This is a genomic window from Prosthecobacter fluviatilis (assembly GCF_055388355.1).
The window spans coordinates 3,458,052-3,481,760 of the sequence record NZ_AP043782.1 but is presented as its reverse complement, the minus strand read 5'-3'; the positions used below and the strand labels follow the sequence as shown (position 1 = coordinate 3,481,760).

General features: G+C 62.1%; 28 protein-coding genes and 1 tRNA gene. 12 read left to right on the top strand and 17 right to left on the bottom strand.

What is annotated here, in order from left to right; all coding sequences use genetic code 11:
- Positions 1-90: 90 nt before the first annotated feature.
- The 4 genes from ACZ5WW_RS13460 to ACZ5WW_RS13445 are packed head-to-tail and all read right to left on the bottom strand — an operon-like array spanning position 91 to position 3,305.
- Complete coding sequence (locus ACZ5WW_RS13460) at positions 91-780, bottom strand: SDR family oxidoreductase (RefSeq protein WP_377168400.1); 690 nt, start codon at positions 778-780, stop codon at positions 91-93.
- A gap of 12 nt (positions 781-792) precedes the next feature.
- Positions 793-1,011 (bottom strand): hypothetical protein, encoded by a 219-nt coding sequence (locus ACZ5WW_RS13455; protein WP_377168398.1) that lies wholly within the window; start codon positions 1,009-1,011, stop codon positions 793-795.
- 14 nt (positions 1,012-1,025) lie between these two features.
- On the bottom strand, positions 1,026-1,652 hold the full coding sequence (locus tag ACZ5WW_RS13450) for a hypothetical protein (protein WP_377168396.1): 627 nt from the start codon (positions 1,650-1,652) through the stop codon (positions 1,026-1,028).
- Positions 1,653-1,694: 42 nt separating this feature from the next.
- Positions 1,695-3,305 (bottom strand): peptide chain release factor 3, encoded by a 1,611-nt coding sequence (locus ACZ5WW_RS13445; RefSeq protein WP_377168394.1) that lies wholly within the window; start codon positions 3,303-3,305, stop codon positions 1,695-1,697.
- Between the two features lie 173 nt (positions 3,306-3,478).
- Here ACZ5WW_RS13445 and ACZ5WW_RS13440 point away from each other — a divergent pair, with 173 nt between their 5' ends.
- Positions 3,479-4,921 (top strand): glycoside hydrolase family protein, encoded by a 1,443-nt coding sequence (locus ACZ5WW_RS13440; protein WP_377168392.1) that lies wholly within the window; start codon positions 3,479-3,481, stop codon positions 4,919-4,921.
- Positions 4,922-4,960: 39 nt separating this feature from the next.
- Here ACZ5WW_RS13440 and ACZ5WW_RS13435 read toward each other — a convergent pair whose 3' ends face one another.
- The 6 genes from ACZ5WW_RS13435 to ACZ5WW_RS13410 all read right to left on the bottom strand — a co-directional run bounded on the left by ACZ5WW_RS13435 (position 4,961) and on the right by ACZ5WW_RS13410 (position 9,803).
- On the bottom strand, positions 4,961-6,076 hold the full coding sequence (locus ACZ5WW_RS13435) for a glutathionylspermidine synthase family protein (RefSeq protein WP_377168390.1): 1,116 nt from the start codon (positions 6,074-6,076) through the stop codon (positions 4,961-4,963).
- A 7-nt stretch (positions 6,077-6,083) separates the two neighbouring features.
- Positions 6,084-6,656 carry a hypothetical protein gene (locus ACZ5WW_RS13430; RefSeq protein WP_377168388.1) on the bottom strand — a complete coding sequence of 191 codons (573 nt, stop codon included), beginning with the start codon at positions 6,654-6,656 and terminating at the stop codon, positions 6,084-6,086.
- Positions 6,657-6,672: 16 nt separating this feature from the next.
- A complete protein-coding gene (locus ACZ5WW_RS13425; RefSeq protein WP_377168386.1) occupies positions 6,673-6,915 on the bottom strand; it encodes a DUF350 domain-containing protein in 243 nt (80 codons plus the stop codon).
- A 469-nt stretch (positions 6,916-7,384) separates the two neighbouring features.
- On the bottom strand, positions 7,385-8,224 hold the full coding sequence (truA, locus tag ACZ5WW_RS13420; RefSeq protein WP_377168384.1) for a tRNA pseudouridine(38-40) synthase TruA: 840 nt from the start codon (positions 8,222-8,224) through the stop codon (positions 7,385-7,387).
- Complete coding sequence (gene ruvX / locus ACZ5WW_RS13415; protein WP_377168382.1) at positions 8,199-8,690, bottom strand: Holliday junction resolvase RuvX; 492 nt, start codon at positions 8,688-8,690, stop codon at positions 8,199-8,201. Before ruvX ends, truA begins: the two co-directional genes overlap by 26 nt.
- 30 nt (positions 8,691-8,720) lie before the next feature.
- Positions 8,721-9,803: a mannose-1-phosphate guanylyltransferase gene (locus tag ACZ5WW_RS13410; RefSeq protein ID WP_377168380.1), complete on the bottom strand. Its 1,083-nt coding sequence runs from the start codon at positions 9,801-9,803 to the stop codon at positions 8,721-8,723.
- 95 nt (positions 9,804-9,898) lie between these two features.
- Between ACZ5WW_RS13410 and ACZ5WW_RS13405 the strand changes: the two genes are divergently transcribed.
- Entirely contained in the window at positions 9,899-10,222 is a 324-nt protein-coding gene (locus ACZ5WW_RS13405) for a hypothetical protein (RefSeq protein ID WP_377168378.1), read from the top strand.
- Positions 10,223-10,243: 21 nt separating this feature from the next.
- Here the strand turns inward: ACZ5WW_RS13405 and ACZ5WW_RS13400 are convergent, their stop codons facing one another.
- A complete protein-coding gene (locus ACZ5WW_RS13400; RefSeq protein WP_377168376.1) occupies positions 10,244-10,498 on the bottom strand; it encodes a GIY-YIG nuclease family protein in 255 nt (84 codons plus the stop codon).
- Between the two features lie 124 nt (positions 10,499-10,622).
- A tRNA-Ser gene (locus tag ACZ5WW_RS13395) sits at positions 10,623-10,712 on the bottom strand.
- A gap of 118 nt (positions 10,713-10,830) precedes the next feature.
- Here ACZ5WW_RS13395 and ACZ5WW_RS13390 point away from each other — a divergent pair.
- Positions 10,831-11,049 (top strand): hypothetical protein, encoded by a 219-nt coding sequence (locus tag ACZ5WW_RS13390; RefSeq protein ID WP_377168374.1) that lies wholly within the window; start codon positions 10,831-10,833, stop codon positions 11,047-11,049.
- Here ACZ5WW_RS13390 and ACZ5WW_RS13385 read toward each other — a convergent pair.
- Both ACZ5WW_RS13385 and ACZ5WW_RS13380 read right to left on the bottom strand, forming a co-directional pair.
- On the bottom strand, positions 11,046-11,648 hold the full coding sequence (locus ACZ5WW_RS13385) for a DNA-3-methyladenine glycosylase (protein ID WP_377168372.1): 603 nt from the start codon (positions 11,646-11,648) through the stop codon (positions 11,046-11,048). The two genes, ACZ5WW_RS13390 and ACZ5WW_RS13385, sit on opposite strands and share 4 nt — an antisense overlap.
- Positions 11,649-12,020: 372 nt before the next feature.
- Positions 12,021-12,776, bottom strand: coding sequence for a Nif3-like dinuclear metal center hexameric protein (locus ACZ5WW_RS13380; RefSeq protein WP_377168370.1), 756 nt, complete (start codon positions 12,774-12,776; stop codon positions 12,021-12,023).
- A gap of 39 nt (positions 12,777-12,815) precedes the next feature.
- On the opposite strand from ACZ5WW_RS13380, the gene ACZ5WW_RS13375 reads away from it, so the two are divergent.
- Positions 12,816-13,574 (top strand): hypothetical protein, encoded by a 759-nt coding sequence (locus ACZ5WW_RS13375; protein WP_464694149.1) that lies wholly within the window; start codon positions 12,816-12,818, stop codon positions 13,572-13,574.
- A gap of 2 nt (positions 13,575-13,576) precedes the next feature.
- Entirely contained in the window at positions 13,577-14,419 is an 843-nt protein-coding gene (gene gluQRS, locus ACZ5WW_RS13370; protein WP_377168366.1) for a tRNA glutamyl-Q(34) synthetase GluQRS, read from the top strand.
- Positions 14,420-14,626: 207 nt separating this feature from the next.
- On the opposite strand, the gene ACZ5WW_RS13365 is transcribed toward gluQRS, so the two are convergent.
- Positions 14,627-15,352, bottom strand: a complete 726-nt coding sequence (locus ACZ5WW_RS13365; protein ID WP_377168364.1) for a hypothetical protein — start codon at positions 15,350-15,352, stop codon at positions 14,627-14,629.
- A 163-nt stretch (positions 15,353-15,515) separates the two neighbouring features.
- Between ACZ5WW_RS13365 and hemL the strand changes: the two genes are divergently transcribed.
- From hemL to ACZ5WW_RS13340, 5 genes are read left to right on the top strand one after another with little or no spacing between them, the layout of a single operon-like run.
- Positions 15,516-16,802: a glutamate-1-semialdehyde 2,1-aminomutase gene (gene hemL, locus ACZ5WW_RS13360; RefSeq protein ID WP_377168362.1), complete on the top strand. Its 1,287-nt coding sequence runs from the start codon at positions 15,516-15,518 to the stop codon at positions 16,800-16,802.
- A gap of 20 nt (positions 16,803-16,822) precedes the next feature.
- Positions 16,823-17,170 (top strand): cupin domain-containing protein, encoded by a 348-nt coding sequence (locus tag ACZ5WW_RS13355; protein ID WP_377168360.1) that lies wholly within the window; start codon positions 16,823-16,825, stop codon positions 17,168-17,170.
- Between the two features lie 8 nt (positions 17,171-17,178).
- Positions 17,179-18,705: a hypothetical protein gene (locus ACZ5WW_RS13350; RefSeq protein WP_377168358.1), complete on the top strand. Its 1,527-nt coding sequence runs from the start codon at positions 17,179-17,181 to the stop codon at positions 18,703-18,705.
- 46 nt (positions 18,706-18,751) lie between these two features.
- On the top strand, positions 18,752-19,075 hold the full coding sequence (locus ACZ5WW_RS13345; RefSeq protein ID WP_377168356.1) for a putative signal transducing protein: 324 nt from the start codon (positions 18,752-18,754) through the stop codon (positions 19,073-19,075).
- 8 nt (positions 19,076-19,083) lie between these two features.
- Positions 19,084-20,280, top strand: coding sequence for a redoxin family protein (locus ACZ5WW_RS13340; RefSeq protein WP_377168354.1), 1,197 nt, complete (start codon positions 19,084-19,086; stop codon positions 20,278-20,280).
- Positions 20,281-20,341: 61 nt separating this feature from the next.
- Here ACZ5WW_RS13340 and ACZ5WW_RS13335 read toward each other — a convergent pair whose 3' ends face one another.
- Together ACZ5WW_RS13335 and ACZ5WW_RS13330 are read right to left on the bottom strand one after the other, a co-directional pair.
- Positions 20,342-21,358 (bottom strand): murein hydrolase activator EnvC family protein, encoded by a 1,017-nt coding sequence (locus ACZ5WW_RS13335; RefSeq protein WP_377168352.1) that lies wholly within the window; start codon positions 21,356-21,358, stop codon positions 20,342-20,344.
- Positions 21,355-22,014 (bottom strand): hypothetical protein, encoded by a 660-nt coding sequence (locus ACZ5WW_RS13330; RefSeq protein ID WP_377168350.1) that lies wholly within the window; start codon positions 22,012-22,014, stop codon positions 21,355-21,357. Before ACZ5WW_RS13330 ends, ACZ5WW_RS13335 begins: the two co-directional genes overlap by 4 nt.
- Positions 22,015-22,152: 138 nt before the next feature.
- Between ACZ5WW_RS13330 and pyrR the strand changes: the two genes are divergently transcribed.
- Together pyrR and ACZ5WW_RS13320 are read left to right on the top strand one after the other, a co-directional pair.
- Positions 22,153-22,704, top strand: coding sequence for a bifunctional pyr operon transcriptional regulator/uracil phosphoribosyltransferase PyrR (pyrR, locus tag ACZ5WW_RS13325; RefSeq protein ID WP_377168348.1), 552 nt, complete (start codon positions 22,153-22,155; stop codon positions 22,702-22,704).
- Complete coding sequence (locus tag ACZ5WW_RS13320) at positions 22,701-23,627, top strand: aspartate carbamoyltransferase catalytic subunit (RefSeq protein WP_377168346.1); 927 nt, start codon at positions 22,701-22,703, stop codon at positions 23,625-23,627. Before pyrR ends, ACZ5WW_RS13320 begins: the two co-directional genes overlap by 4 nt.
- Positions 23,628-23,709 lie beyond the last annotated feature (82 nt).

Below are 23,709 nucleotides of genomic sequence, written 5' to 3'. Positions count from 1 at the left end.
GAGTCTGAGATGAGAGACTGAGGACATGGGAGCCAATGCTGACTGATCAGACCAAGGCGGGACGCCTCGATCCGGTGACAGGCCGGAGGCCTATCCGCCGGGGACGGTGAGGGGCTTGCCGTTGTCTTTGGGGCCGAGTTTGATGAAGTAGGGGACGGCGCGGCGGGCCCAGTCTTCGGCATCGGGGAAACCGCCTGCACTGGAGCCGAAGGTGCTGCGGAGCATGTCGGTGTCGATGATGCCGGGGTTCATGGGAATGACGGCGACCTTGCCGCCGGTGTCCTGAGCGGTGGCCATGGAGAGGCCTTCGATGGCGTACTTGGTGGCGCAGTAGGGGGCGACGTCGGAGGCGGTGCAGCGGCCCCAGCCGGAGGAGAAATTGACGATGACGCCGCTGCCGCGCTTGAGCATGGCGGGGAGGAGGTGGCGCATCATGGCGGCGGGGCCTTTGATGTTGATGTCGATGATGCGGCTGAAGTCCTCGGCGCTGGTTTCCCAGAGGGGGGCGTTGGGGTTGATGATGGCGGCGTTGTTGAGGACGAGATCAGGTGCGCCGAATTTTTCGAGGAGGGTGGCGCAGAAGGTGGCGATGTCGGATGCGCGGGAGACGTCGCAGGTTTGGAAATGATGTGGGGCGGGGAAGGTGCGTGCGAGGTCGGCGATTTGGGCGGCGTTGCGTCCGCAGCCGACGACGTTCCAGCCGGCTTTGATGAAGAGCGGGACCATGGCACGGCCGAGTCCGCGGGTGCAGCCGGTGATGACGACGGTTTTGGGGTTCATGCGAACCCACCGTTACTTCTCGTCTGCGGAAGGATCAAAGGGCTTGTTGAAGGGCGGGCCGCGTTCGCCGTCGTAGGTTTCGCGGAGGTATTCGTCGCCTTCACTTTTCTCGCGGCGGATGTTTTTCGGAGCCACGAGATTCCCAATCCGGCGGCGCTCGGCGCGGCCGGCCTGCCACTGCTCCCAGGTCCATGTGCGCTCGGGGCTGGATTTGAGTTTCGAGGGCGTCATAATGATAGATTAGCTCAGGACTTGGATTTTGCCAGTTCGGCTTCCACTTCGGTCTTCACAGCGTTGAATTCGGGTACGCAATCAAATTTGGAAGAAGCGGCCACACGATAGGCTTCGTTCCAGTCGATAGGGAGCCGACCAGAGACAACGGCTGCCATTATCTTTTTCGCGCAGTCGTCATCTTTTTCATCGTATCGACCGACCCACTTCCGGGCGGAGTAAATCCGCTCGACGAGAGCATCCTCCACGGGAATCAATCTCACTTCTCCATGAGGAGTATAGAATCGGGAAAACTCCTTCTCGGAGCGATAATCAATCTCTCCCAGCAGATCAACCCACAGGCCTTCGACAGTCCAGCTCTTGTTGGCACCGCGACATTGAATGCCAGGGATCTGGCGCATGATTTCACCGCGCTCATCGATGCTGGGCTGCGGCCAGCCGGTCCAGCAGATGTCGGTGTCGCCGGACATGTAGGCGCCGTCGGTGTAGAACTCGATGGCGGAGCCGCCGACAACCACAGGCTCAAAGCCACGCTCGCGGAAGAGCTCGGAGACGAGTCCTGCGAGGAGGAGGGACTTGGAATTTAAGTCAGTTTCTTCGCGAACCAGTTTGAGCGCGGTGGCGATTTCATCGGCGGTCATGCGTAGAGCATGGCGGATGAATGCGCGTACGGGCAACTCAAATCAAACCTTCGCCTTCTCCACCTCATCCCATGGAATGGTGGAAAGCTCTGCATTTGGATTGCGGCGTTCGAAGTAGTTGATGGCCCACTGGTCGGAGAAGAAGACGACCCAGCGTTCTTCGGCGTCCTGGGCGGTGGCGACGCCGCTGGGGATGTCGAAGTCTTCGATGGAGCCGCCGTCTTTGGTGCGGACCCAGCGGAGGACGGTGTAGGGGGCGTTTTCGAGGCGGCTCTGGGCGTTGTATTCGCTTTCGAGGCGGAACTGCACGACTTCAAACTGGAGGGGGCCGACGGCACCGAGGAGGGGGACGCGCTGGCCGGCGTGGGGCTGGATGAACTGCTGGACGACGCCTTCGCTGAGGAGCTGCTCGAGGCCGTCGCGGAAGCGCTTGTAGTGCGCGGTGCTGGGGTTGTGCAGGTAGGCGAAGACTTCGGGGGCGAAGCGGGGGATTTCGTCGAACTTGAGCTTGGGGTCGGTGGCGAGGGTGTCGCCGATGCCGAAGCCGTGATTGCCGACGATGCCGACGACGTCGCCCGCGTAGGCTTCGTTGACGGTTTCGCGATCCTGGGCGAAGAGCTTTTGAGAGTTGGCGAGGCGGACGAGCTTGCCGGTGCGGGTGTGGGTGACCTGCATGTCGCGCTCGAACTTGCCGCTGACGATGCGCACGAAGCTCATGCGGTCGCGATGGCGGGGGTCCATGTTGGCCTGGATCTTGAAGACGAAGCCGGAGAAGCCTTCGGCGGTGGGCTCGATGACACGGCCGTCGGCGGCCATGCGGGGCTCGGGGGGCGGGGCGAGTTCGAGGAAGCCGTCGAGGAGCATCTGCACGCCGAAGTTGTTGCTGGCGCTGCCGAAGAAGACGGGGGTGAGCTCGCCGCGATCGATCTTGGTGCGGTCGTAGGCATGGCCTGCGCCGTCGAGCATTTCGAGCTCCATCTTGGCCTGTTCGAGGGCTTCGGGGACGGTGTGCTGGGCGACGAAGTCGTCATCGAGGCCGCCAACTTTTTCGGGGGCGCGGTAGGCACCGTGCACGGTGCGCTCAAAGAGATGGACGTCCTTTTTGCGGCGATCATAGACGCCACGGAACTGCTGGCCGAGGCCGAGGGGCCAGTTGATGGCACAGGCACCGATGCCGAGGACGGTTTCGAGTTCGTCGAGGAGGGTGAGTGGCTCGCGCGCGGGGCGGTCGAGCTTGTTCATGAAGGTGAAGATGGGGACGCCACGGCGGCGGCAGACTTCGAAGAGCTTGCGCGTCTGGGCCTCGATCCCTTTACCGGCATCGACGACCATGATGGCGGCATCGACGGCGGTGAGGACGCGGTAAGTGTCTTCGGAGAAGTCCTTGTGACCGGGGGTGTCGAGGAGGTTTACCACGCTGTCTTTGTACTCGAACTGGAGGACGGTGGAACTGACGGAGATGCCGCGCTGCTTTTCCAGCTCCATCCAGTCGGAGGTGGTGGCGCGCTGATTTTTGCGCGCAGTGACGGAGCCTGCGAGCGCAACCGCGCCGCCGTAGAGCAGGAGCTTTTCGGTGAGGGTCGTTTTACCGGCGTCCGGGTGCGAGATGATCGCGAAAGAGCGACGGCGGGCGATTTGGGCTTCGTGGGGCATGGGGCAGCAAGGGGGGAGTGTCCATGCCGCAAGGAGGGGTGGGTTTCAAATGACGAATGACGAAATCCGAATGACGAATCCCGAAGGCTTGGCCGAAGATTCCGCAGATTATTACCGTTCCTGTCCGCCGCGTCGATGTTTCTTAGGCGGGCGGAGAACTCCATTTTTGCCCCATGAATTTCCACTCAATCATTCGCTGCCAGTCAGGGCTGCCTCGTATCCTTTTTTCAATCCTGGGAGTGCTGGTTTGGGGGGAGGTAGCAGCAGGTGCGGAAGATGCGGTGGCCATCGGGTCACGCCGTGAACTGTTTGTGGACCGCCTGCTGGTGGGGGAGCTGAAAAACACGACACTCAAGCTGCATGAGCCGCAGCTGATGTCTCCGGTGACGCAGCCAAGGCCGAATGGCCATTACGCCACGGTGCTGCGAGCGCCGGACAAGTTTCAGTTTTACTACCGGGGTGACAAAGACCCCAAAGTGACGTGGAAGAACCAAGGCATCGAAGCCTATCACGACGGCGAGGTGACGCTCTATGCCGAGAGTGCGGATGGCATTCACTGGAAGCTGCCGAAGCTGGGCCTGCATGAGCATCCTGCCTTTCCCGAAGGCAACATTGTCCTCATGAACGAGTTCATGGTGAATCACAATTTCACGCCATTCATTGACACCCGGCCGGGTGTGCCTGCCGATGAGAAATACAAGGCGCTGGGCGGTCTGGCCTTTCAGCCGCAGCAGCAGGCGGTGCGTGAGAAGCGTGGCCCAGGAGGCCTGAAAGCGTTTGTCTCACCCGATGGCATCCACTGGAAAAAGCTGCGAGAGGAGCCTGTGATTCCGGAGGCATGGGGCAAGTACTTTGACTCGCAGAACTATGCCTTTTGGAGCGAGGCCGAGCAATGCTACGTCTGCTATTTCCGCCGCTTCATCGGTGGATTGCGTGGCATCGCCCGAACCACCTCGGAGGATTTCATCCACTGGACGCCGTTTGTGGAGATGAAGGCGAATCTGCCGGGAGAGCATCTGTACACCGCATGCACGCAGCCCTATTTCAGGGCACCCCACCTTTACCTGGCGCTGCCCACCCGTTTCATGGAGAAGCGGGGTGCGGCCACGGATGTTCTTTTTATGAGCACGCGGGGCGGGGAGGTGTATGACCGCCTTTTCACACAGAGCCTGATCCGGCCCGGACTGAGCAATGAGGGCTGGGCCAACCGGGCAAACTACGCGGCGATCGGCATTCATCAGACGGGGGACACGGAGCTGTCTTTGTTCCTGACAAACGGCAGGCGCTACACTTTGCGGCTGGACGGGTTTGTGTCGGTGAATGCGCCGCTGGAAGGCGGCGAGTTCATCACCCGGCCGCTGACCTTTGAGGGCAAGGAACTGACGATCAACTACGCGACAAGCGCCGCAGGCCAGATGCAGGTGGAAATTCAGGATGCACAAGGCAAGCCAGTGCCTGGCTTCTCGCTGAGTGAGTGCGATCCCATTTACGGGGACCACATCTCCCGCGTGGTGACGTGGAAGAAGGAGAGCGATGTGTCCAAGCTGAAGGGCACGGTGATCAAGCTGAGGTTTGTCATGTCTGACGCCGACCTCTTTGCTTTGAAGTTTGAGTGAGCTCCGCCGAGCCGCAGGTGATGGAAGCGATGAGTGCGCTCAGAACCAGTGGGGGATGAAGCGGCTGGTGTTGGAGGTGATGAGGGAGGTGTCTTCGCGGATGCCGATGCCGGCGGGCTCGCCGCCGATGATCCAGGAGCCGATGACGGGGTGGTTTCCAGAGAAGCTGACATCGGAGTGAAGCTCCTGGTAAACCTTGGGCTGGGCATGCCAGGGGCCGTCGGTGGTTTCGAGGAGGCTGCCGTTTTGGACGATGCGGACGTTGGTGCCTTCGCGGCTGAAGTAGGGCTTTTCGACGTGGTCGCGCATGCCGTCGGGCTTGAAGGAGGTGCGGAGGAGGTTGGGGTGGCCTTCGAACATCTCCCATAGGAGGACGAGGAAGGCTTTGTTGCTCCATAGCATTTTCCAGACGGGCTCGATGAAGCGCTGGCAGCGGCCGGGGAGATGGCAGGAGAAATCCTCCAGCCACATCCACTCCCAAGGGTAGAGCTTGAAGAGGAGGTCCATGGGGTGGTCCTGCTGGTCCACGAAGCTCTGCATGCCGGCGTTCCAGCCGATGTCTTCGACGGCGAGGTCGAGGGTGGTTTTGCCCGACTGGCGGCAGGTGTCGATGAGATAGAGGAGGGTGCGCCAGTCTTCTTCGGAGCCGCGCTGGGCGCAGAAATGGATCTGCTGCTGCGGCCAGGAGGGCCAGGCGGTGAGGAGTTTTTCGTGGATGGAATTGAACTGATCGGCGTGGGGGCGGGTCTGCTGGAGCCACTGCCACTGGACGACTGAGGCCTCCAGCAGGCTGGTGGGGGTGTCGGCGTTGTATTCGAGCATTTTGGGCTGGCCGGAGCCGTCCCACATGAGATCGAAGCGGCCATAGAGGGAGAGGTCGTCGCGGTCCCAGGAGTGGATGATTTCCTGCCAAGCCTGTGGAGAGATGGCGAGGCGGTCGCGCCAGTTATCGCGGATGGCGCGCTCAGCGGCGGCGATGCTGATGCGCTGAAGTTCGGCGGTGGCCTGCTCGAGCTGGTCGATCTCGCGGCTGGAGAAGCGGTAGTGGGCGGATTCGTCCCAGTAGGGATGGTCGTCGGCGGTGTGAAAGGTGAGGCCGAGGGCTTCGACCTGGGCCTGCCAGTCGGGGCGGGGGGATTCGGTGATGCGTTGCACGGAGGTATCAGGAGCCGGAGAAAAAGCCGGAGAAATGCCCGGTGCTGCCGAAGCCGCCACGGCTGGTGAAGGCGGAGCGTGTCATGCCGGCCTGGCTCTGGGGGACGCCGGTGTGGATGGGGGCTCCGGTGGGCTGGCGTGCGTAGTCGTTGTTGATCGCCGGAGGGCTCGTGGGAGTGGAGGGAACGGTGTTGTTCGATGAACCCGAACCTGCAAAGCCACTGCGGAAATAGGTGGAGGATGAAGGGTAGGCCCTGGTGCTGTGATAACGCGACCACCTGCCGCAGCGGTAGTAGCCCCAGCGCTGATCGTAGTGATCATAGGGGTAGGGGAACCAGCCATTGCAGGGCTGGTGGTAGTAGCCGAGCTGGGGGTCGTAGGCGTTGTGCGGAGGGCTCTGGCGCGAGACGTCATTCCCGGCCACAAAGGCGGGAAGGCTGGCGCGCATGGCGGGGCTGAGGGACTCGGGCGGCAGCACGGCCGTGCTGTGAACGTTCACCGGCTCGGTCATGCGATTGTAGCCGGTGACACCCAGGCCCACGCCCGCCAGCGTGAGGATGATGACATTGCTGCGTTTCATGCGACGGAAGGGAGCGTTAGCTGCTCATGGCAGCCGCGAGGATCAGCGACACGCCGATGATCACGCTGCCGGCAAGGATGGCCGCAGCGATGTTCTTGTGCTCGAAGATTTCGGCATGGAGATTGCCCGGGGTCAGCTTGTCGAAAAGCTTGTAGCCAGCGATGGCCATGAGGATGCCGGCGAAGCCGAAGACGATGAAGAGCTCCAGGCCGTGGGAGATTGAGTATTCGGCAAGGATGTGGGTGGAGAGAAGAGGCATGGGCTGGGAGAAGGGGTGATGGGTGGCTGGCGGAGACAGCGGTGGGTTTGAGCCTATGAAAGAGCCGCATAGGGAGGAAAGATAAATTACAAGGGGCGTGGAATTTTGTTGGAGGGTGGCGGGAGGCAACACGCGACGATGCATCGGCGCAGCTGGGCGGCGGCAGGTGGGGATGGGGAGTTTTCACGCGCTCATGGTCGGGCGGGCTGTCGCCACACCCAACCTACGGGCGGGTATGCGTCCATGGTATGAGATGGTTGAATGTGGCAAGCAGAGAACTGGGAGTCATATCCTCGTGATTCACTGAACAGCGCGGCGGGGCGCATGGCAGACGCTGCTGGAGGGCGCAGGGTGTGGCGGTGTCCTGGGTTTGCTTCCCGGTCAGGATGTCAGTCACCCAGGGGAGCACTCGCTAAAGCTCGGCACCCCTGGGCTGCATGAAGGAAGGCCCTTGGCCTTCGAGACATTTTCAAATGGGTCCTTGGGGATACTCCACTCTGACCAAATACAGCCCGCAGGCGGGGGCGGTTTGATTGCTTTGGGGGCCGGTGGGGTCGGTGAGGAGACGGGCGAACCATTCTTTGGGTTCGCGGCCGCGGGCGACGTGGATGAGGCTGCCGACGATGAGGCGGACCATTTTGTAGAGGAAGCCGTCGCCGGAGAATTCGAGGGTGAGGAGGTCACCGTCTTCGCGGAGTTCGGCACGGTGGATGGTGCGGGTGGTTTTCTCGGTGCGCTGGCGGCGCTCGGTTTCGGGCATGTCGCCGCGGTTGGCGGAGAGGCGGACGAAGTTGTGCGTGCCGACGAGTTTTTCGCAGCACCAGCGGACGGCGTCGAGGTCGAGGGGGCCGTAGACGTGCCAGGCGCGGTCTGCTTCAAAGGGGGAGAGCATGCGGGGGCGCCAGATGCGGTAGCGGTAGGTTTTGCCGGCGGCGTCAAAGCGGGCGTGGAAGAGGGGCGGGCATTCTTCGACGTTGAGGATGCGGATGGTGAGGGGGAGGCAGGCGTTGAGGGCGTGGGCCCAGGCCTCGGTGCTCATGCGCACGGTGTCGGGGACGTCGCAGTGGGCGGTCTGGGCGAGGGCGTGGACGCCGGCGTCGGTGCGGCCGCTGCCCTGCACGCGTGTTTCGATGCGGGTGGCTTTGCGGATGGCGGTGTTGATTTCGTCCTGAATGCCGCCGCCGCCTTCCTGGCTCTGCCAGCCGCGCCATGGGGTGCCGCAGTAGGCGATGGTGAGGCGCAGGCGTTTGAATCCCGGCGGGGGGCCGTGATGCCTGCCGGCCTTACTTTCGACGTCGCTTCGGCTCATCGGTCCAGGAGAGTTCGTATGACTCGTCGGGGAGCAGAAAGCCTGCGGGGCCGCGCTGCTGGTTGAGGTATTCTTGAAGGATGACGACGGCGGCGAGCTGATCGACGATCTCGTTGCGCTCCTTTTTGCCGGTGATGCCGGCGCGTGACATGGAGGCCTCGGCCTCGACGGAGGAGAGGCGCTCATCGACGAACTCGATGGGGACGGAGTGCTGCAGCTCCTTGCCGAGGCTGGTGGCGAATTTTTCCACGCGCTCGGCGGCGCTGCCGCGCTCTCCGCTCATGCGAAAGGGCATGCCGATGACGATTTTGCCGATGTGCTTTTCCGTCACGATGCGGGCGATGGTGCGTTCGGGCTCGTGACTGGCATCGATCGTTTTAAACGGGCTGGCGACGATCTCGGTCTCGTCGCTGAGGGCGAGGCCGATGCGTACGGTGCCGTGGTCGATGGCGAGGATGCGCGGCATGGGGCTGGAGGATGGACCCTGGACGGCAGATCAGCGCAACTGCTGGGGCAGGCCGTCCACGATCTTTTTGATGTTTTCGGCCTTGCTGCGGGTGGCGACGAGGAGGCCGTCCTTGGAGGCGACGACGATGAGATCCTGCACACCGATGAGGGCCACGTGCTGGCCGGTCTGGGTGAAGACGATGTTGTTGAGGGTGTCGAGCTGGGAGAGGGCGCAGTTGTGCTGGTTGCCATGCTCGTCGGTCTTGAGATAGCGGCCGACGCTGGTCCAGTTGCCGACGTCGTCCCAGTCGAAGGTGGACTCGATGTTGAGGACGCGGGAGGCGTGCTCCATGAGAGCGTAGTCGATGGAGAGCTTGGGCAGCTTGCCGAACTGCTTTTCGACGGTGGCGTTGAAGTCCTTGGAGCCGCGGAGCTCGGAGACGAAGTCTGCGAGGACGGGGCAGTGGCGGCTGAGCTCGCTGAAGATGGCGGGGATGGTCCAGATGAACATGCCGGCGTTCCAGAGGAAATTGCCCTGGCTGATGAAGTGCTCGGCGAGATCGGGGTTGGGCTTTTCACGGAAGCGGGCGACTTCCCAGACGGGGAGGTCATTGAGCCCGCCGATGCTGGCGCGGCGGCCGCGCTCGACATAGCCGTAGCTGGGGCAGGGCCAGGTGGGGGTGATGCCCACGGTGACGAGGCTGCCGCTGTTTTCGGCGGCGAGGGCGGCATTGGAGAGCACGCGCTGGAATTCGGCCTGATTTTGAATGAGGTGGTCCGCGGGGAGCACGATCATGGTGGCGGTGGGGTCACGGGAGACAACCCAGCCGACGGCGAGAGCAATGGCGGGTGCGGTGTCGCGTTTTTCAGGCTCGGCGACGATGTTTTCCACCGGGAGGTCCTTGATCAAGGCACGGACGGAGGCCTCCTGCTGCTTGTTGGTGAGAATGAGGATGTTTTCCTTGGGCACGAATCCGTCCAGGCGGTCGATGGTGAGCTCGAGCAGGGTCTTTTCGCCAAAGAGCTTGAGGAGCTGTTTGGGCTGGGCATCACGGCTGATGGGCCAGAAGCGCTGGCCGCTGCCGCCGGCCAGAATGAGGGCATAACGTTTTTTGGATTCGGCTTGGGACATGGGCTGTGGGTTTGAGGTCGGGCTTCCATTAGCCGGAAAGCAGGATACGGGCAAATTCCTCTTTGGTGATTCTCTCAGTGAGGTTATGTTTAAGCATGCAAGAAACTCCCACAGCTCCTGGATATGAAACGTATGCGTCACTGATCGCCCCTGCGGCCGCTGGCTGCGCGCTGGGCATCCTGTTTGGCCGGGGTATGCGCCGTGGGTCGTCCAATGTGATCGCGCTGACCTTGCTGGCCGCCAGCGCCGCGATTGCGGCGCCGGTCATCACGGATTTGGTGCAGCGTACGGCGAACCGCCCTGGCAGCGAGCGCGGCAGCCGCCGCCGCCTGGAAGGCATCCGCAATCACGGGATGCCGGACGGGGATGTGGGCGAGTTTTTTGCGGACACGCCGGAGCCGTTTGTGGCGAAGCGGTGAGGGAGCGTGAGGCTTCTCGTTTTACGGAGCGGAAGAACGCAGCCGTTTATTGGCAAATGCGATTCCTGAACCGGTCTTGAGGTAGCGTTCGAAGTCTTGGGCTTGGTTTCGATCAGAGAAGGCCAGATAGGTTTCGAGAATCCAGGGCTTGTATTGGCTGGTGTGGGGGGATTTGCCGGAATTGTGTTCTTTGAGGCGCTGGCGGAGGTCTTCGGTATAGCCTATGTAAACCTGTGCAGGGGAGGATTCGCTGCGGAGGAGATACACGTAGAACATGGTTTTCAACCTGGGCAATAGGGACAGATGAAGGCAAGTCCTTTTAAACTTGGAGGAAGGGGGCGGCCCGTCCTTCGCTCTGCGAGCTACGGAGGGCATTTTTTGCCGCTTAGACGGCAAAAAATGGCGGAGAGGGAGGGATTCGAACCCTCGGTTGCCTTACGACAACGTCTGATTTCGAGTCAGGTGCCTTCAACCACTCAGCCACCTCTCCGGATCATTTCGAGGCGTGGAGAGTACAGCCTCTGCGGCTGAATGCAAGGCGCGGCTTTACAATGCCCCTGGAGAATTGCAGTTGAGTTCCGGGCCGGGTGAGGATCAGTAAGGGCGTTATGCAAATTCTCTCTGTACTCGTTGGCCTGGTGTGCGCGGTTCTGCTTGTCCCCGGGCTCTTTCCAGGACTGGGCTGGCTTCAATGGGCCGTACTGGCGGGTTGTGTGCTGGGCATCATCTTTGGCTCGTTCTGCCAGCGGAAGATTGGCCTGACGATCAATGTGGCTGTGGCGCTGTGTGCTGCGCTGCGTCTGTTTCTCGGCGGCGGGTTCTTCTAAACCTTGGGCAGCTTCACCTTGCCGTGCTTCACGCTGAGGTGGGGGCTGTGGGCTGAGAGGAAGCGCCAGGGGTAGTCCACGGCCTGGCTGATGCCGACGCGGATGTCGGTGACGACTTCGTGAGGGGTGGCGGCGTGCTGGATGAGGCCGCAGCCTGCGGGGCGGCCACGACCTGCCATGGGAAGGCCGTGGTGGGTACCGTCGATGCCGAGAGCCTGGGCGAGCTTGCCGGGGCCGGAGCAGAGGTCGCGGGGCTTTTCACGCTGGCGGCGCTGCTGCATCTGCGGGATGCCGCGGGTGGGTTCCAGAGCACGGATGAGGATGAGGCCGTCCTGGGAGCCGCCTTTGACGTGGAGGTTGAAGAGCCAGTACATGCCGTAGTTGAAGTAAACGTAGGCGGCGCCGGGGGGCATGGCTTTCACAAACTCGCGGGCGCTGGGGCGGGTGGCGGTGTGGCAGGCGGGATCTCCCTCGACGGTGTAGGCCTCGGTCTCGACGATGACGCCGGCACAGCCGTGCCAGACGAGCTCGACGCCGATGAGGTCGCGGGCGACGGTGAGGACGTCGCGCTGGAAGAAGGATGTGCCGAGGTAGGGCATGGAATCGAGAAACACTGATTTAACACCGCAAGAGATTATACCACAATCTGTTAAAAACGGGTCTGAAGCTGGAGGCACGAGCTGGCGGAGGGGGATCATCTTGATCCCCCCACCTGCAGCGTGTTCGCGTATGTGCGAGAGCGCTGGATGATGAGGGAGGCTCGGCTTTTTGGAGACTCGAGAATGCAGGGCGATGCGTGAGCGTGAGGGATCGGGACGATCCCTCTCCGCCAGAGCGCTGGCTGGCCGCATGGGATGCTTGCTTACATCCATAAGCCCCGTTTTCAGCTGTGCGTGGCGCAGAGAATACCTTCAGAGTCCGAATTTCGCGGAGTTCTATTCGATGCAGTGGGCGATTTGTTCAGCGCTACTTTAGAGGCCGGTGGGATGATCCACGAATTCCCATGGGATGCCGAATTTTGATTCGATGTATGCGGAGAGGGCTTTGACGCCGAAGGTCTCGGTGGCGTAGTGGCCGCCGTAGATGAGATTGACGCCGATCTCTTCGGCGAGGGTGTAGCTCCAGTGGGGGCCTTCGCCGGTGATGAAGGTGTCGATGCCAGCCTTGGCGACGGTGGCGACTTCGGAGCCTGCGCCGCCGGTCATGATGCCGATCTTGCGACAGGTGGCGGGGCCGCCGGGGCAGAGATGGACGCGGGCGCCGGTGGCGGTGGCGAGGCGGGTGACGAGCTCGTCGCGGCTGATTTCGGTTTCGATTTTGGCGCCGTTTTCGGAGCCCTTGGTCTTCATAAAGTTGCCGCAGGGTTCAAAGCCGAGGGCGCGGGCGAGGACGGCGTCATTGCCTAGGGTGGGATGGAAGTCGAGCGGGAGGTGGGAGCTGTAAATGGCGAGGCCGGCATCGAGGGCGGTCTGGATTTTTTGGAAGACGGGGCCGGTCCAGGTCTGGAGGCCGGTCCAGAACATGCCGTGGTGGACGATGAGGAGATCGGCACCTGCGGCGACGGCTTTTTTGATGACGGGGAGGGTGGCGTCCACGGCGGCGACGATCTTGGTGATCTGGCCGGTGCGGTTTTCGAGCTGGAGGCCGTTGAGGGCGTTGGAGTAGTCCGCGATCTCGGCGATGCGTAGTTCGGTGTCGAGGTGGGAGACGAGGTCGGCGAGATTCATGCTGGACAGTGGATAAGTCGGTTCGATAGCATGCACATCATGTGCTGCTTCACGGGAAAAGTCGAGGAGGTCAAAAACACGCGCATTTTTGCGCGCCTGGGCGAGCATGGGAACCAGGTGCTGATCTATCAGATGTCGGTGAATGTGCCGCGGGATCTGGCGATGGTGCTGCCGATTCCGATCAAGAAAGGGACGGGAGAGGATGCGGTGAAGTTTTTTGATTTCTCGAAGTATGAGCGGGTGTTTGATGATCTGTGGGAGATGTTTCCCATGCGCAGTTACGGGGCGGATCCCTTTGGGGCTGCGCCCGCGGCTGCGACGAGCAGGTCTCTCGCGGTTGTCTCGGTGGGTGCGTACGATGCGAGCTTTGTGCCGAGTGCGGCGGATTTCAGCCGGCTGGATGAGCGTTTCCGCCTGCCTGAGGGAACCTGGGACAAACTGCCGGGATATGAGGACTTTGGGTTTGCGGTGTTCAAGCTGAAGCCGGGCAAGGCGCAGGTGCATCCGATGGCGTTTTCATTTCCGACGGCGCTGGCGGGGACGGTGTTTTTCCCGACGATGCACATTCACGACGGTAAGATCCATGCGAAGGAGACTTTTGACCATAAGCTCTACCTGCAAGGAACCGGCCTGAATGTGATGGGTGGGGGCTGGGAGGAGTCTCCGGGGCTGGCTGTCACCAAGGTGAAGTGCGGCTACACGCATGGGATGATCCGGCCGGAGATGCATGTGTACCGCAACGAGATCCGTGGTGTCTGTGACAACGGGGACATTCTGGTGAAGCCGAAGAAGGTGTGAGCATGCCTGAAGTCACACGATTTGCCCCAAGCCCGACCGGATGGCTGCATCTAGGGCATGCGTATGCGGCGTTGTTTGCGCAGGAGAAGGCGGCGGGTGGGAGGTTTCTCATCCGGCTGGAGGACATTGACGGGACGCGGGCGCGGCCGGAGTATGAGGAGGCGATCTTTGAGGATCTGGCGTGGCTGGGGCTGGAGTGGGAGAGGCCGGTGCGGCGGCAGTCGGAGCACTTCGATGACTATCGTGCGGCGCTGAAGAGGCTGGAGGGGCTGGGGGTGCTGTATCCGTGCTTTTGCACGAGGCGGGAGATTCAGGAGGAGATCGCGCGGGCGGGGAATGCGCCGCAGGGGCCGGATGGGCCGCTGTACCCTGGGACGTGCAGGAATCGGAGTGCAGAAGAGCGGGCGCAGCGGATGGCGGCAGGGGAGCCGTATGCGCTGCGGCTGGATGTGGCGAAGGCGGCGGGGCTTGTGGGAGGGGACTTGGAATGGAGGGACCGTGGGCGTGGGGTTTTCACGGCGCGGCCCGGGGTGTTTGGCGATGTGGTGCTGGCGCGCAAGGACACGCCGGCGAGCTATCACCTGGCGGTGGTGGTGGATGATGCGCTGCAGGGGATCACGCTGGTGACGCGGGGGGAGGACCTGCTGGAGGCGACGCATCTGCACCGGCTGCTGCAGGCGCTGCTGGGGCTGCCGGTGCCGGAGTGGTGGCACCATGGGCTGATCACGGATGAGAACGGGAAGCGGCTGGCGAAGCGGGATGATGCGCGGTCATTGCGCAGCCTGCGTGAGGCGGGGTGGACGGCGGAGAGGGTGAGGGAGGTGCTCGGAAGAAATGACGGATGAGCAAGTCCGAATGACGAATGGTGGCGCTGTGGGGTGGAAGAGCGGGCACCGGAAGCTGGCGGAGGCAGCGAAGGGCAGTGGTCAATCCGCCTAGGTTTGGAGCGCTCTGGGCGTGCGTGATGGACGATTGACGAGCAATCGATTGTTGATTGCCGAAGTTTGACCGCGTGGTGGAGGCGATGCGGGGCCCGACAGGAGATGGGTGGCTTAGAAGCCGCCGACGGGTGGGGGAATGGTGCGGGCACCGCCGCCGCCGAGGGGATTGCCTTTGGTTTCTTCGATTTCGGAGACCACGTTGTCTTTGAAACTCAGGCTGAGGGTGCCGACTTCGACGCGGATGTAGACGACGGTTTGAACGATCTGGCCGAAGGCATTGACACCGGTGGTGGTCTGCGGGACCTGCTCGTAGATGGCATATTCGACGCGCTCCTCCTTGCCTGCGGCGGTGATCTTGCTGGACTTGCGGGTGGGCCTGCCGAGGGAGGCCTGGACTTCCTGGCTGGTCATGCCGAGAGCGACTTGCCTGCGCAGGATGAGCTCTTCCACCAGCTTGGTGCGCTCATAGAGTTTTTTGAGGTTCTCGTTCAGGTTCGGCACGGCGGAGATGACTTCGTTCATGCGCACCCAGCCTGCGACGTCGCCATGGCGGGCGCGACCGCGGACACGGTAGGCGGTGTCTGACATGGCCAGGAGGGTGACGATCGTGCCGGGGGCGAAGGAGCCGAGGGCGCCCTGGAGCTTGCTGGTGGGATAGACGGGGGCCTCGATCTGGACTTTGAGAGGGATGGGTCTGGGCGTCATGCCCTCGACGGCGAAGGTGCCGGGCTCGACGGTGGTGAGCGAAGACCGGTTGCGTGGGGAGGAGGTGACGGACTGCGCGCGGGCGGCCTGGGTGGTGCAAAGGGTGAGGAGAACCAAACAGAGCGCTTTCATAGGCAGGGAGGCTGGGATTTGGGCTGAGAGTAGCCGAGTCTGACGGTTCCGGGCAACCTTTTGTTCGACGCCTAAAATCTCCCGCGTATTCCTTACCACCCCAAACGGACCGGATGGGCGGACAGGAGTGTCCGCGCTCCCGTATCCCTTTCCCACCCCAACCATGCCAAACGGACCTCTTTCCACCAAGCTCTTCGACCTCGCCAAGCAATACATCCCCGGCGGAGTGAACTCTCCTGTGCGCGCCTTCCGCAATGTGGGCGGTGACCCGTTCTTTGTGAAACGCGCCAAAGGCTGCCGGATCTACGATGTGGATGACCGCTGCATGATCGACTACGTGGGGACGTGGGGCCCGGCGATTCTGGGGCATGCGCCGATCCCGGTGATCGAGGCGATCCACAATGCGGCCAAAGAAGGCGTGAGCTTTGGCATCCCGAACCTTTATGAGGTGGAGATGGCGCGGACGATCTGTGAATGGGTGCCGAGCATCCAGAAGGTGCGCATGGTGAGCAGCGGCACGGAGGCGACGATGTCGGCGATCCGTCTGGCACGTGGGTTTACGGGGCGTGAGAGGCTGGTGAAATTTGACGGGTGCTATCACGGGCATTCGGACAGCCTGCTGGTGGCGGCGGGCAGCGGGGCGCTGACGCATGGGAACCCGGACAGCGCGGGGGTGCCGAAGGCATTTGCCGAACTGACCAGCGTGCTGCCGTTTAATGATGAGGCGGCGCTGGAGGAGCTTTTTGAGAAGCAGGGGCACGAGATCGCGTGTGTGATCGTGGAGCCCTACCCGGCGAATGCGGGGCTGATTCTGCCGAAGCCCGGATTCCTGCAGAAGCTGCGGGACATCACGGCGAAGCATGGGGCGCTCTTAATTTTTGACGAGGTGATGACGGGCTTCCGTCTGGCCCGAGGCGGGGTGCAGGAGCTGGAGAAGATCACGCCGGACCTGACGTGCCTGGGCAAGGTGATCGGCGGCGGGCTGCCGGTGGGTGCTTTTGGTGGCCGTGCAGACATCATGGACAAGCTGGCGCCAGTCGGGCCGGTGTATCAGGCCGGGACGCTGAGCGGCAGCCCGGTGGCGCTGGCGGCAGGTCTGGCGCAGCTGCGTGAGCTGGAGAAGAAGAACGGCTACGCGCTGCTGGAAAACCTGGGGCAGATCATGGAGGACGCGGTGCTGGAAGTGCTGAAGAAGAAGGGGCTGAACTACCGGTGGTACCGCCGAGGGAGCATGTTCTGCCTGTTCTTCACGGAGAAGGAAGTGCACAACCTGCAGGATGCGAAGACGTCAGACCTGGCGGCGTTCCGGAAGTTCTTCCACCACTGCCTGGACAACGGCGTTTACTTTGCGCCGAGCCAGTTTGAGACGGGATTCATCAGCATGGCGCACAGCCGTGATGACCTGGAGCAGACGGCGGAGGTGGCTGCGGCGGCGCTGGCGGCGTTGTAAAAATGTGAACCCTTTTCTTTATGTCTGAACCTCGTTTCGCCGTTGCCCAGCTGGATGAAATTCCGCCGACGCCGTGTCCTTGCGGGCAGGCGAGGAGGGCGTTCAAGGAGGACTGGAACACGCTGGCGACGGTGCACCTGACGGACATCCACGCGGATTCGAAGGCGCACTACCACAAGAAGATGACGGAGATCTACATTGTGCTGGAAGGTGAGGGCCATCTGGAGGTGGACGGGCAGATCGTGCCGCTGAAGCCGATGACGACGGTGATGATCCGGCCGGGGTGTGTGCACCGGGCGGTGGGGAAGCTCAAAATCATCAATGTGCCGATGCCGCCTTTTGATCCGGCGGATGAGTTTGAGGTGTGATTTTCCAGATGATGAAGCGCTTTTTGTCTCTCCGCTTTTTCGCCACGCTGGTGATGGGGCTTGGGCTCCTGTGCCTGCTGGGTGTTGTGCTGGAAAATTGGACGGGAGCCCGAGCCCTTGCGAAGGCAAAGGAAGCTTTTATCGAGGAAGGGGGAACGCTCGACTCTGAGCAGCTCCGGCCGAAGCCGGGTCCGACGGGTTCGAACTTTTTGGCCATTGAGCAGCTTGCTGGCATTTCAACCCAGCAGAGCGATGATAATTCAGCGCTGCTTCAAAAACTTCGGTCTATCGACTGGGGGCTTGCGGCTTCTGGGAAGAACCCCAAGACACCCTGGCCCAATTTGAATGGCGGTTGCGTACTGGGTGAGCCCTTTGATGCGCAGAGCGCGGCAGCCTACCTTTCTGAAATCTCCTTCATCGATACACCGCCGAATGCTGATGCAGCTCAAGTCCTGGCAGCGATCGACAGGATGCATCCGCTGCTCAAGGAATTGAGTGATGCTGCGGTGGAGCGACCCGAGGCGTGCTTTGACCCTGCAGTCGGACATGAGCATGTTGGTGCGCCTTATAAACGTCCTGGCCCCTATATGAGCGGTGCGCTTCAAGCCGCGAAGGGCCTTGCCTTGCGGGCGCAGTTTGCCGTGGCAGCGGGTGACGCGGAAAGTGCGGTGCGCTCCATGCAGGCGTCGCAGCGCTTTACCCAGGCTTTGGGCAAAGAGCCGCTGCTGATCGGACTGCTCTGTGCCATCACCACGGCCACTTTTGATTCGAATTCCATCTGGCTCCTGCTCCACAGCCACACGAACTCGGCTTTGCAATTGTCCCGACTTCAGGCTGATCTGGAGCGGTTGGACTTCAAGCGTTCGTTGCGGCAGGCCATTCACAGCGAACTGGTCTGGCAGTTGGAGAGCATTGAATGGTACAAGCGGAACCGTGATGACTGCGTCAGTGTCTGCTCGCAAATCCAGATCATGTCCGATCAGACTGAGCCACCTTGGTACGCGTCGGCGGTGATCCGGATGATTCCAGCGGGCTGGTTCGATCACAATGCCGCCAATGTGCTGCGGATAGGATCTGACTACCTGCGCAAGCCGGTGAAGGATGGTGATGGGCGAAGCCTTTTGCGCAGCTCTGAAGAAATGGAGATCTTGTTGGAGGAGCATCGGGGCATGACTTCGCCGCATCATGTGCTGACTGTGCTTGGCTTTCCCGCGTACCAGATGATCATCGGACAAGCGATTTATGCCGAAACTTTGAGGCGCCAGTCGATCGCTGCCATCGCGCTAGAGCGTTATCGACTCTCTCATTCGAAGCTGCCGTCCACATTGGCGGAACTGGTCCCTGAATTTCTTTCCGCCGTTCCGCAGGATCCCATCGACGCAGAGCCGATGCGTTACCGTGTCGAGGGCGGGTCCTTCACCCTTTGGTCCATCGCACGGGATTGCAAGGATGACGGTGGCAAGCGCCCGGAGGGCAAAGATGCCAAGCGCATCGGCAGGGCAGACTACCTCGGGGACTGGGTTTGGAAAAACTGAGGGTTGAGGCTGGTCAAGTTGGTGCAGGAATGCTTGAGTCTGAAGCATGACAGCAGTCTTTGTGGATCCAGACTCGACACGTGTGGGCTTCGCGAAAAACATTCTCGAATCGGCGGGCATCGCCAGTTTCATCCAAAACGAAAACACGCGTACGCTGGGGCCGAGCATCTTTGGGTTCTCACACACGCCGCTGAACGACCCGCGGCTGTGTGTGGTGGATGAAGAGCGTGCCGAGGAGGCGGTGGCACTGCTGCGGGAGCATTTTGGTGCTGCGGGCAATGCCAGCGAATGGCTCTGCCAGGAGTGCAAAGAATCGAATCCCGCCGCGTTTGAAGTGTGTTGGAAATGCCAGGCTGTCAAAAACGAATGATCGAGACCATGAACAAGATCGCAATCACCCTGCTGGCAGCCTTGCTTCCGGCCCTGAGCCCTGCGGAAACACCGAAGGTGAAGAAGCCGGCGATGCCGGAGGGGTTTCATGAGCTGAAGATTGGTGATGCGGCGCCTGATTTTGACCTGGTGGGCATCGATGAGGAGAAGCACACGCTGAAGGAGTACGCGGACGCGGAGCTGCTGATGGTGGCGTTTCTGAGCAATCACTGCCCGACTTCGCAGGCGGTGGAGGGGCGTATCAAGAAGCTGCAGAAGGACTACAAGGGCAAGGGGCTGAAGGTGGTGGCGATCAATCCGAATGACCCGGCGGCGCTGCGGCCGGATGAGCTGGGGTACTCGAAGTACAACGACAGCTTCCCGGAGATGAAGCTGCACGCGAAGGAGCAGGGCTTTACGTTTCCCTACCTCTACGACGGGGACACGCAGAAGACGGCGCTGGCGTATGGGTGCCTGGCGACGCCGCATGTGTTCCTTTTCGACCAGGATAGGAAGCTGCGGTACCAGGGGCGGCTGGATGATTCGCGCTATGCGGATGAGGCGACGGTGACGGCGCCGGATGCGCGCAATGCGATCGAGGCGCTGGTGGCGGGGAAGCCGGTGCCGGTGGAGGTGACGAAGCCGCATGGATGCTCGACGAAATGGATCGACAAACGGAAGCTGCTGGCGGCGGACAATGAGAAGTGGGAGAAGGGCGAGGTGGAGGTGGAGCTGATCGACGCGAAGGGGGTGGAGGCGCTGCGCAAGAACGACACGAAGAAGGTGCGGATGTTCAACGTGTGGGCGACGTGGTGCGGGCCGTGTGTGGAGGAGTTTCCGCAGCTGGTGGCGACTTCGCGGAAGTTTGGGCTGCGTGAGTTTGAGTTTATCAGCATCAGCATGGACGACCCCAAGGACATGGGGGAGGTGAAGGCGTTTCTGGAGAAGCACAACGCGGTGGTGCCGGAGAAGCTGAAGCCCTCGCTCAAGGCGGAGGGGCGCAAGGGGAATGCGTATGTGTTTAGCGAGGCGAGCCAGGATGGGCTGATCAAAGCGCTGGATGCTGAGTGGCCGGGGCCGATCCCGCACACGCTGGTGGTGGCACCGGGTGGCGAGGTGATCTACCGCCACAATGGGCCAGTGGACGGGGATGAGCTACGGGAGAAAATCCTTGAGTATATGGGGCGGTTTTACAAACCGGAGTAGGGCAGGCGGGACGGTTGCTCTACGGGCCGATGCTGCGGCGAGCGGGACGGTTGTGCTACGGTCAGAACCAGCCGCAGACGAGCTTCACGAAGCGCAGACCCTCGGCGGTGAGTTTGCCGGTGCTGCCGCTGCCGGTGACGCAGCCGCGGGTGTACAGGTAGTGAGGGAGGCCGGAGTCTTTGACCCAGGTGACGGCAGGGGCGGCGACGGCGGTGGAGGAGGCTTTGACGGCGAGAGGCAGGCCCCAGCGGCTGAAAGTGACCTCCCAGCTGGCGGGCTTGGACTGGCGAGGGCCGTCCAGGAGCCAGGGGTAGTTTTTGAGGATCTCCATCTCGGCGTCTCCCGGGACGGCCACGCGGTAGCTGCTTTCGGTGGCGCGCACAGCGCTGGCGGCGGTGAGGCCGGGATTTTTCTGCTGCGCGAGGTAGAGAGTCTGGAGATCGAGCCCGATGAGATTGAGGCCGTTGTAGAGGCCGTGATGATTGGGGGTGGGGAAACTGGCATTGTGCCAGGCTTCGAAGCGGCTGGAGAGGAAGAGATTGAGCTCCACATGGAGGTGGGCGCGGCGCTGGTCGATGCCGCTGCCGGTGTAACCGAGGATGCCGAGGGTGGTGCCTGCCCTGACCTTCTGGCCGACGCTGACATGGGCGGCTGCGAGATGGGCGTAGAGGGAGAAATAAGGGCTGCCGCCCCAGTCGTGCCGCACGACGACGTAGCGGCCGTAGTTGCTGAGGCCTGCCGCGGCGGCTGCATAGACCACGACACCGTCGGCGATGGCGCCGACTTCGTCCTGGGGATTGCCTCTGGCATCCCGCTGGAGGGGTTTGATGTCGAGGCCTTCGTGGAAGCGTGCGTAGGCGATGCGGCTGCCGATGTGGCGGGGGTCACGCACGAAGCCGAACTGACCGCCCTCCCAGGGGGTGGTCTTGGCGCCGTCGAAGTCGCGGTCCACAAACTGGAAGAAGTCCGGGGGGGCTTCAAACAGGGCGTGGTTGGCGGTGGGCAGCCGGAGCTGCTGTGCGGGCAGGGCTCCGGTGAGCACGGAGAGCAGCGACAATGACAGGGCGAGGCGGATCATCTGGTGCCGGGCAGTTTGTAGCCTTCAAGCGGGATGTCATTGGTCTTGGGCACCTTTGGGACGATTCCACGTTCCCTGTCGCGCGCGGCGGCTTTTTCGGCGGCCTCCAGGGCTTTGGCTTCCCTGCGTGAATTGAGCTTTTCCTTGGAGGTGGACGGCATCATGTCATCCATCCAGCGGGAGGAGGATTTCATGTATTTGATGCGCGGGTAAAACTTGTCCATTTCATCGATGGTCTGTTTGGAGAGCCCGCGCCAGATGATGAAGCGGCCGTCGGTGATGGGCTTGTCGATTTCGACCATGTCGATGGGCATGCCGTGGATGAGGGTGAGGAAGACCATGCCGTGATACTCGCGGGAGGCGAGGTCGAGGGCGTTGCGGCCTTTGGTGTCGAGCTGGAGGACGACGCCGTAGCCTTCGTTGTTTTCCGCCTCGAAGGGCTCAAAGGCGGAGATGCTGCGCTGGCTGAACTCGGGGGATTTTTTGAAGGTCATCTCCTGGCCGCCGATGGGGAGGCGCATGATCTCGCTGGGGTGCTCGAGCTGTGCGGTCTGCACGTGCGTGGTGATGAGCAGCTTGTTTTCGCGAAGAACATCGCAGCTGGCCAGGAGTCCGGAAAGGGCCAGCATCAAAACGGTGCGGGGAAGTCGGTGCATGGAGACATCAAACCAAATACGGGCCTGCTTTGCAACCCTGGAGGCGGCCCGAGTGTGAAACTTCTGTGGTGCTGCGGTGATCGCCTGATTTGACAACCTCACGAATCGCCGGAGTGTCGGCGACCCTCTTTTTTCACCATGCCAGGCAATGAACGCACGCTCCTCAACCCAATGCAGATGGCCGCAGGGGTGCAGGCTCTGGCGCAAAGCATCCTGACGGCGAATGCCGGGGCGGAGAGCCTGGCGCTGGTGGGGGTGTTTACCCGCGGGGTGCCGCTGGCGAAGCGGATCGCGGCGGAGATCGAAAAGCTCGGGGGCGTGAAGGTGTTTCTGGGCACGATCGACATCACGCAGTACCGGGATGACCTGAACACCTTTCAGATGGTGCCGAAGCTGGAGGGGTCTGACATCGCCTTTGACATCGACGACCTGAACGTGGTGCTGTGCGACGAGGTGATCTACACCGGGCGCAGCGTGCGTGCGGCGCTGGATGAGCTGCTGAACTTTGGCCGCCCGAAACGCGTGCAGCTGGCGGTGCTGGTGGACCGCTGCGGGCGTGAGTTTCCCGTGCAGCCGGATTTTTCCGCCCTGAAGGTGACCCTGGCGCCTGAAGAACGGGTGGCCGTGCGATTTGAAGAAGTGGACGGCCAGGACGCCTGCACCGTGCAAACCCAAGCTCCAGCAAGATGACCCCGCGCAAAGACCTCCTCGACATCGCCTCGCTCACGGATGAGGAAATCTCCTTCGTGCTGGACAACGCCGGGCCGTTCAAGGACCTGTTCAAGCGCAGCGTGAAGAAGGTGCCGACGCTGAAGGGGCGGACGATGCTGACGCTGTTTTACGAGCCCTCCACGCGGACGCGGTCGAGCTTTGAGGTGGCGGCGAGCCGCCTGTCTGCGGACGTGACGCACTTTGACATCGAGTCGAGCAGCGTGGTGAAGGGGGAGTCTGTGCTGGACACGGTGGAGACGCTGGAGGCGATGCGGGTGGACTACATCGTGGTGAGGCACAAGCAGGCGGGGACGCCGAACCTGATCGCGAAAAACACGCGGGCGAGTGTGATCAATGCGGGTGACGGCTGGCATGCGCACCCGACGCAGGCGCTGCTGGATGCCTTTACGCTGCGGGAGATCCACAAGGACCTGCGCGGCTGCCGTGCGCTGATCGTGGGAGACATCCAGCACTCGCGCGTGGCGCGCAGCACGAGCCTGATTTTCCGCAGGCTGGGCATGCAGGTGGCGTATCTGGCGCCGGGCTCGATGATGCCGCGCGAGGTGCCGCAGGAGATCCCGCAGTTTGGGAACTGGACGGACGCCTTTGAGTGGAAGCCGGACGTCATCTATCTGCTGCGAGTGCAGGGAGAGCGACTGGATGAGCCGCTGATCCCGAGCTCGGCGGAGTATCACCGCAACTACGGGCTGACGGATGAGCGGGTGAAGGTGCTGCGAGAGCGCGGGCTGCACCTGATGCACCCGGGGCCGGTGAACCGGGGCGTGGAGATCACGGACGCGGGGATGAGCTACGAGAAGTGCCTGATCAACCAGCAGGTGGAGAATGGCATCGCGGTGAGGATGAGCGTGCTGTACTGGCTGAGGCCGGGGGCGGCGGAGTAGGGTTTTGACGTTAGGCAAAACTGCTTTCAGCAGTCACATGACCCATCCTCCAATGGGTTCGCTGTCCCATAAACCTGACCCA

What these genes read in the sequence shown, in the direction of transcription:
- ACZ5WW_RS13340 (WP_377168354.1), top strand. Translation starts at nt 19,084, where the DNA reads ATGAACAAGATCGCAATCACCCTGCTGGCAGCCTTGCTTCCGGCCCTG.
- ACZ5WW_RS13390 (WP_377168374.1), top strand. Translation starts at nt 10,831, where the DNA reads ATGCAAATTCTCTCTGTACTCGTTGGCCTGGTGTGCGCGGTTCTGCTT.
- ACZ5WW_RS13330 (WP_377168350.1), bottom strand. Translation starts at nt 22,014, where the DNA reads ATGCACCGACTTCCCCGCACCGTTTTGATGCTGGCCCTTTCCGGACTC.
- pyrR (WP_377168348.1), top strand. Translation starts at nt 22,153, where the DNA reads ATGCCAGGCAATGAACGCACGCTCCTCAACCCAATGCAGATGGCCGCA.
- ACZ5WW_RS13380 (WP_377168370.1), bottom strand. Translation starts at nt 12,776, where the DNA reads ATGAATCTCGCCGACCTCGTCTCCCACCTCGACACCGAACTACGCATC.
- ruvX (WP_377168382.1), bottom strand. Translation starts at nt 8,690, where the DNA reads ATGCCGCGCATCCTCGCCATCGACCACGGCACCGTACGCATCGGCCTC.
- ACZ5WW_RS13450 (WP_377168396.1), bottom strand. Translation starts at nt 1,652, where the DNA reads ATGACCGCCGATGAAATCGCCACCGCGCTCAAACTGGTTCGCGAAGAA.
- ACZ5WW_RS13400 (WP_377168376.1), bottom strand. Translation starts at nt 10,498, where the DNA reads ATGTTCTACGTGTATCTCCTCCGCAGCGAATCCTCCCCTGCACAGGTT.
- ACZ5WW_RS13320 (WP_377168346.1), top strand. Translation starts at nt 22,701, where the DNA reads ATGACCCCGCGCAAAGACCTCCTCGACATCGCCTCGCTCACGGATGAG.
- gluQRS (WP_377168366.1), top strand. Translation starts at nt 13,577, where the DNA reads ATGCCTGAAGTCACACGATTTGCCCCAAGCCCGACCGGATGGCTGCAT.
- ACZ5WW_RS13410 (WP_377168380.1), bottom strand. Translation starts at nt 9,803, where the DNA reads ATGTCCCAAGCCGAATCCAAAAAACGTTATGCCCTCATTCTGGCCGGC.
- ACZ5WW_RS13365 (WP_377168364.1), bottom strand. Translation starts at nt 15,352, where the DNA reads ATGAAAGCGCTCTGTTTGGTTCTCCTCACCCTTTGCACCACCCAGGCC.
- ACZ5WW_RS13405 (WP_377168378.1), top strand. Translation starts at nt 9,899, where the DNA reads ATGCAAGAAACTCCCACAGCTCCTGGATATGAAACGTATGCGTCACTG.
- ACZ5WW_RS13425 (WP_377168386.1), bottom strand. Translation starts at nt 6,915, where the DNA reads ATGCCTCTTCTCTCCACCCACATCCTTGCCGAATACTCAATCTCCCAC.
- ACZ5WW_RS13385 (WP_377168372.1), bottom strand. Translation starts at nt 11,648, where the DNA reads ATGCCCTACCTCGGCACATCCTTCTTCCAGCGCGACGTCCTCACCGTC.
- ACZ5WW_RS13440 (WP_377168392.1), top strand. Translation starts at nt 3,479, where the DNA reads ATGAATTTCCACTCAATCATTCGCTGCCAGTCAGGGCTGCCTCGTATC.
- ACZ5WW_RS13345 (WP_377168356.1), top strand. Translation starts at nt 18,752, where the DNA reads ATGACAGCAGTCTTTGTGGATCCAGACTCGACACGTGTGGGCTTCGCG.
- ACZ5WW_RS13430 (WP_377168388.1), bottom strand. Translation starts at nt 6,656, where the DNA reads ATGAAACGCAGCAATGTCATCATCCTCACGCTGGCGGGCGTGGGCCTG.
- ACZ5WW_RS13355 (WP_377168360.1), top strand. Translation starts at nt 16,823, where the DNA reads ATGTCTGAACCTCGTTTCGCCGTTGCCCAGCTGGATGAAATTCCGCCG.
- ACZ5WW_RS13460 (WP_377168400.1), bottom strand. Translation starts at nt 780, where the DNA reads ATGAACCCCAAAACCGTCGTCATCACCGGCTGCACCCGCGGACTCGGC.
- ACZ5WW_RS13375 (WP_464694149.1), top strand. Translation starts at nt 12,816, where the DNA reads ATGTGCTGCTTCACGGGAAAAGTCGAGGAGGTCAAAAACACGCGCATT.
- ACZ5WW_RS13455 (WP_377168398.1), bottom strand. Translation starts at nt 1,011, where the DNA reads ATGACGCCCTCGAAACTCAAATCCAGCCCCGAGCGCACATGGACCTGG.
- hemL (WP_377168362.1), top strand. Translation starts at nt 15,516, where the DNA reads ATGCCAAACGGACCTCTTTCCACCAAGCTCTTCGACCTCGCCAAGCAA.
- ACZ5WW_RS13350 (WP_377168358.1), top strand. Translation starts at nt 17,179, where the DNA reads ATGATGAAGCGCTTTTTGTCTCTCCGCTTTTTCGCCACGCTGGTGATG.
- truA (WP_377168384.1), bottom strand. Translation starts at nt 8,224, where the DNA reads ATGAGCCGAAGCGACGTCGAAAGTAAGGCCGGCAGGCATCACGGCCCC.
- ACZ5WW_RS13445 (WP_377168394.1), bottom strand. Translation starts at nt 3,305, where the DNA reads ATGCCCCACGAAGCCCAAATCGCCCGCCGTCGCTCTTTCGCGATCATC.
- ACZ5WW_RS13335 (WP_377168352.1), bottom strand. Translation starts at nt 21,358, where the DNA reads ATGATCCGCCTCGCCCTGTCATTGTCGCTGCTCTCCGTGCTCACCGGA.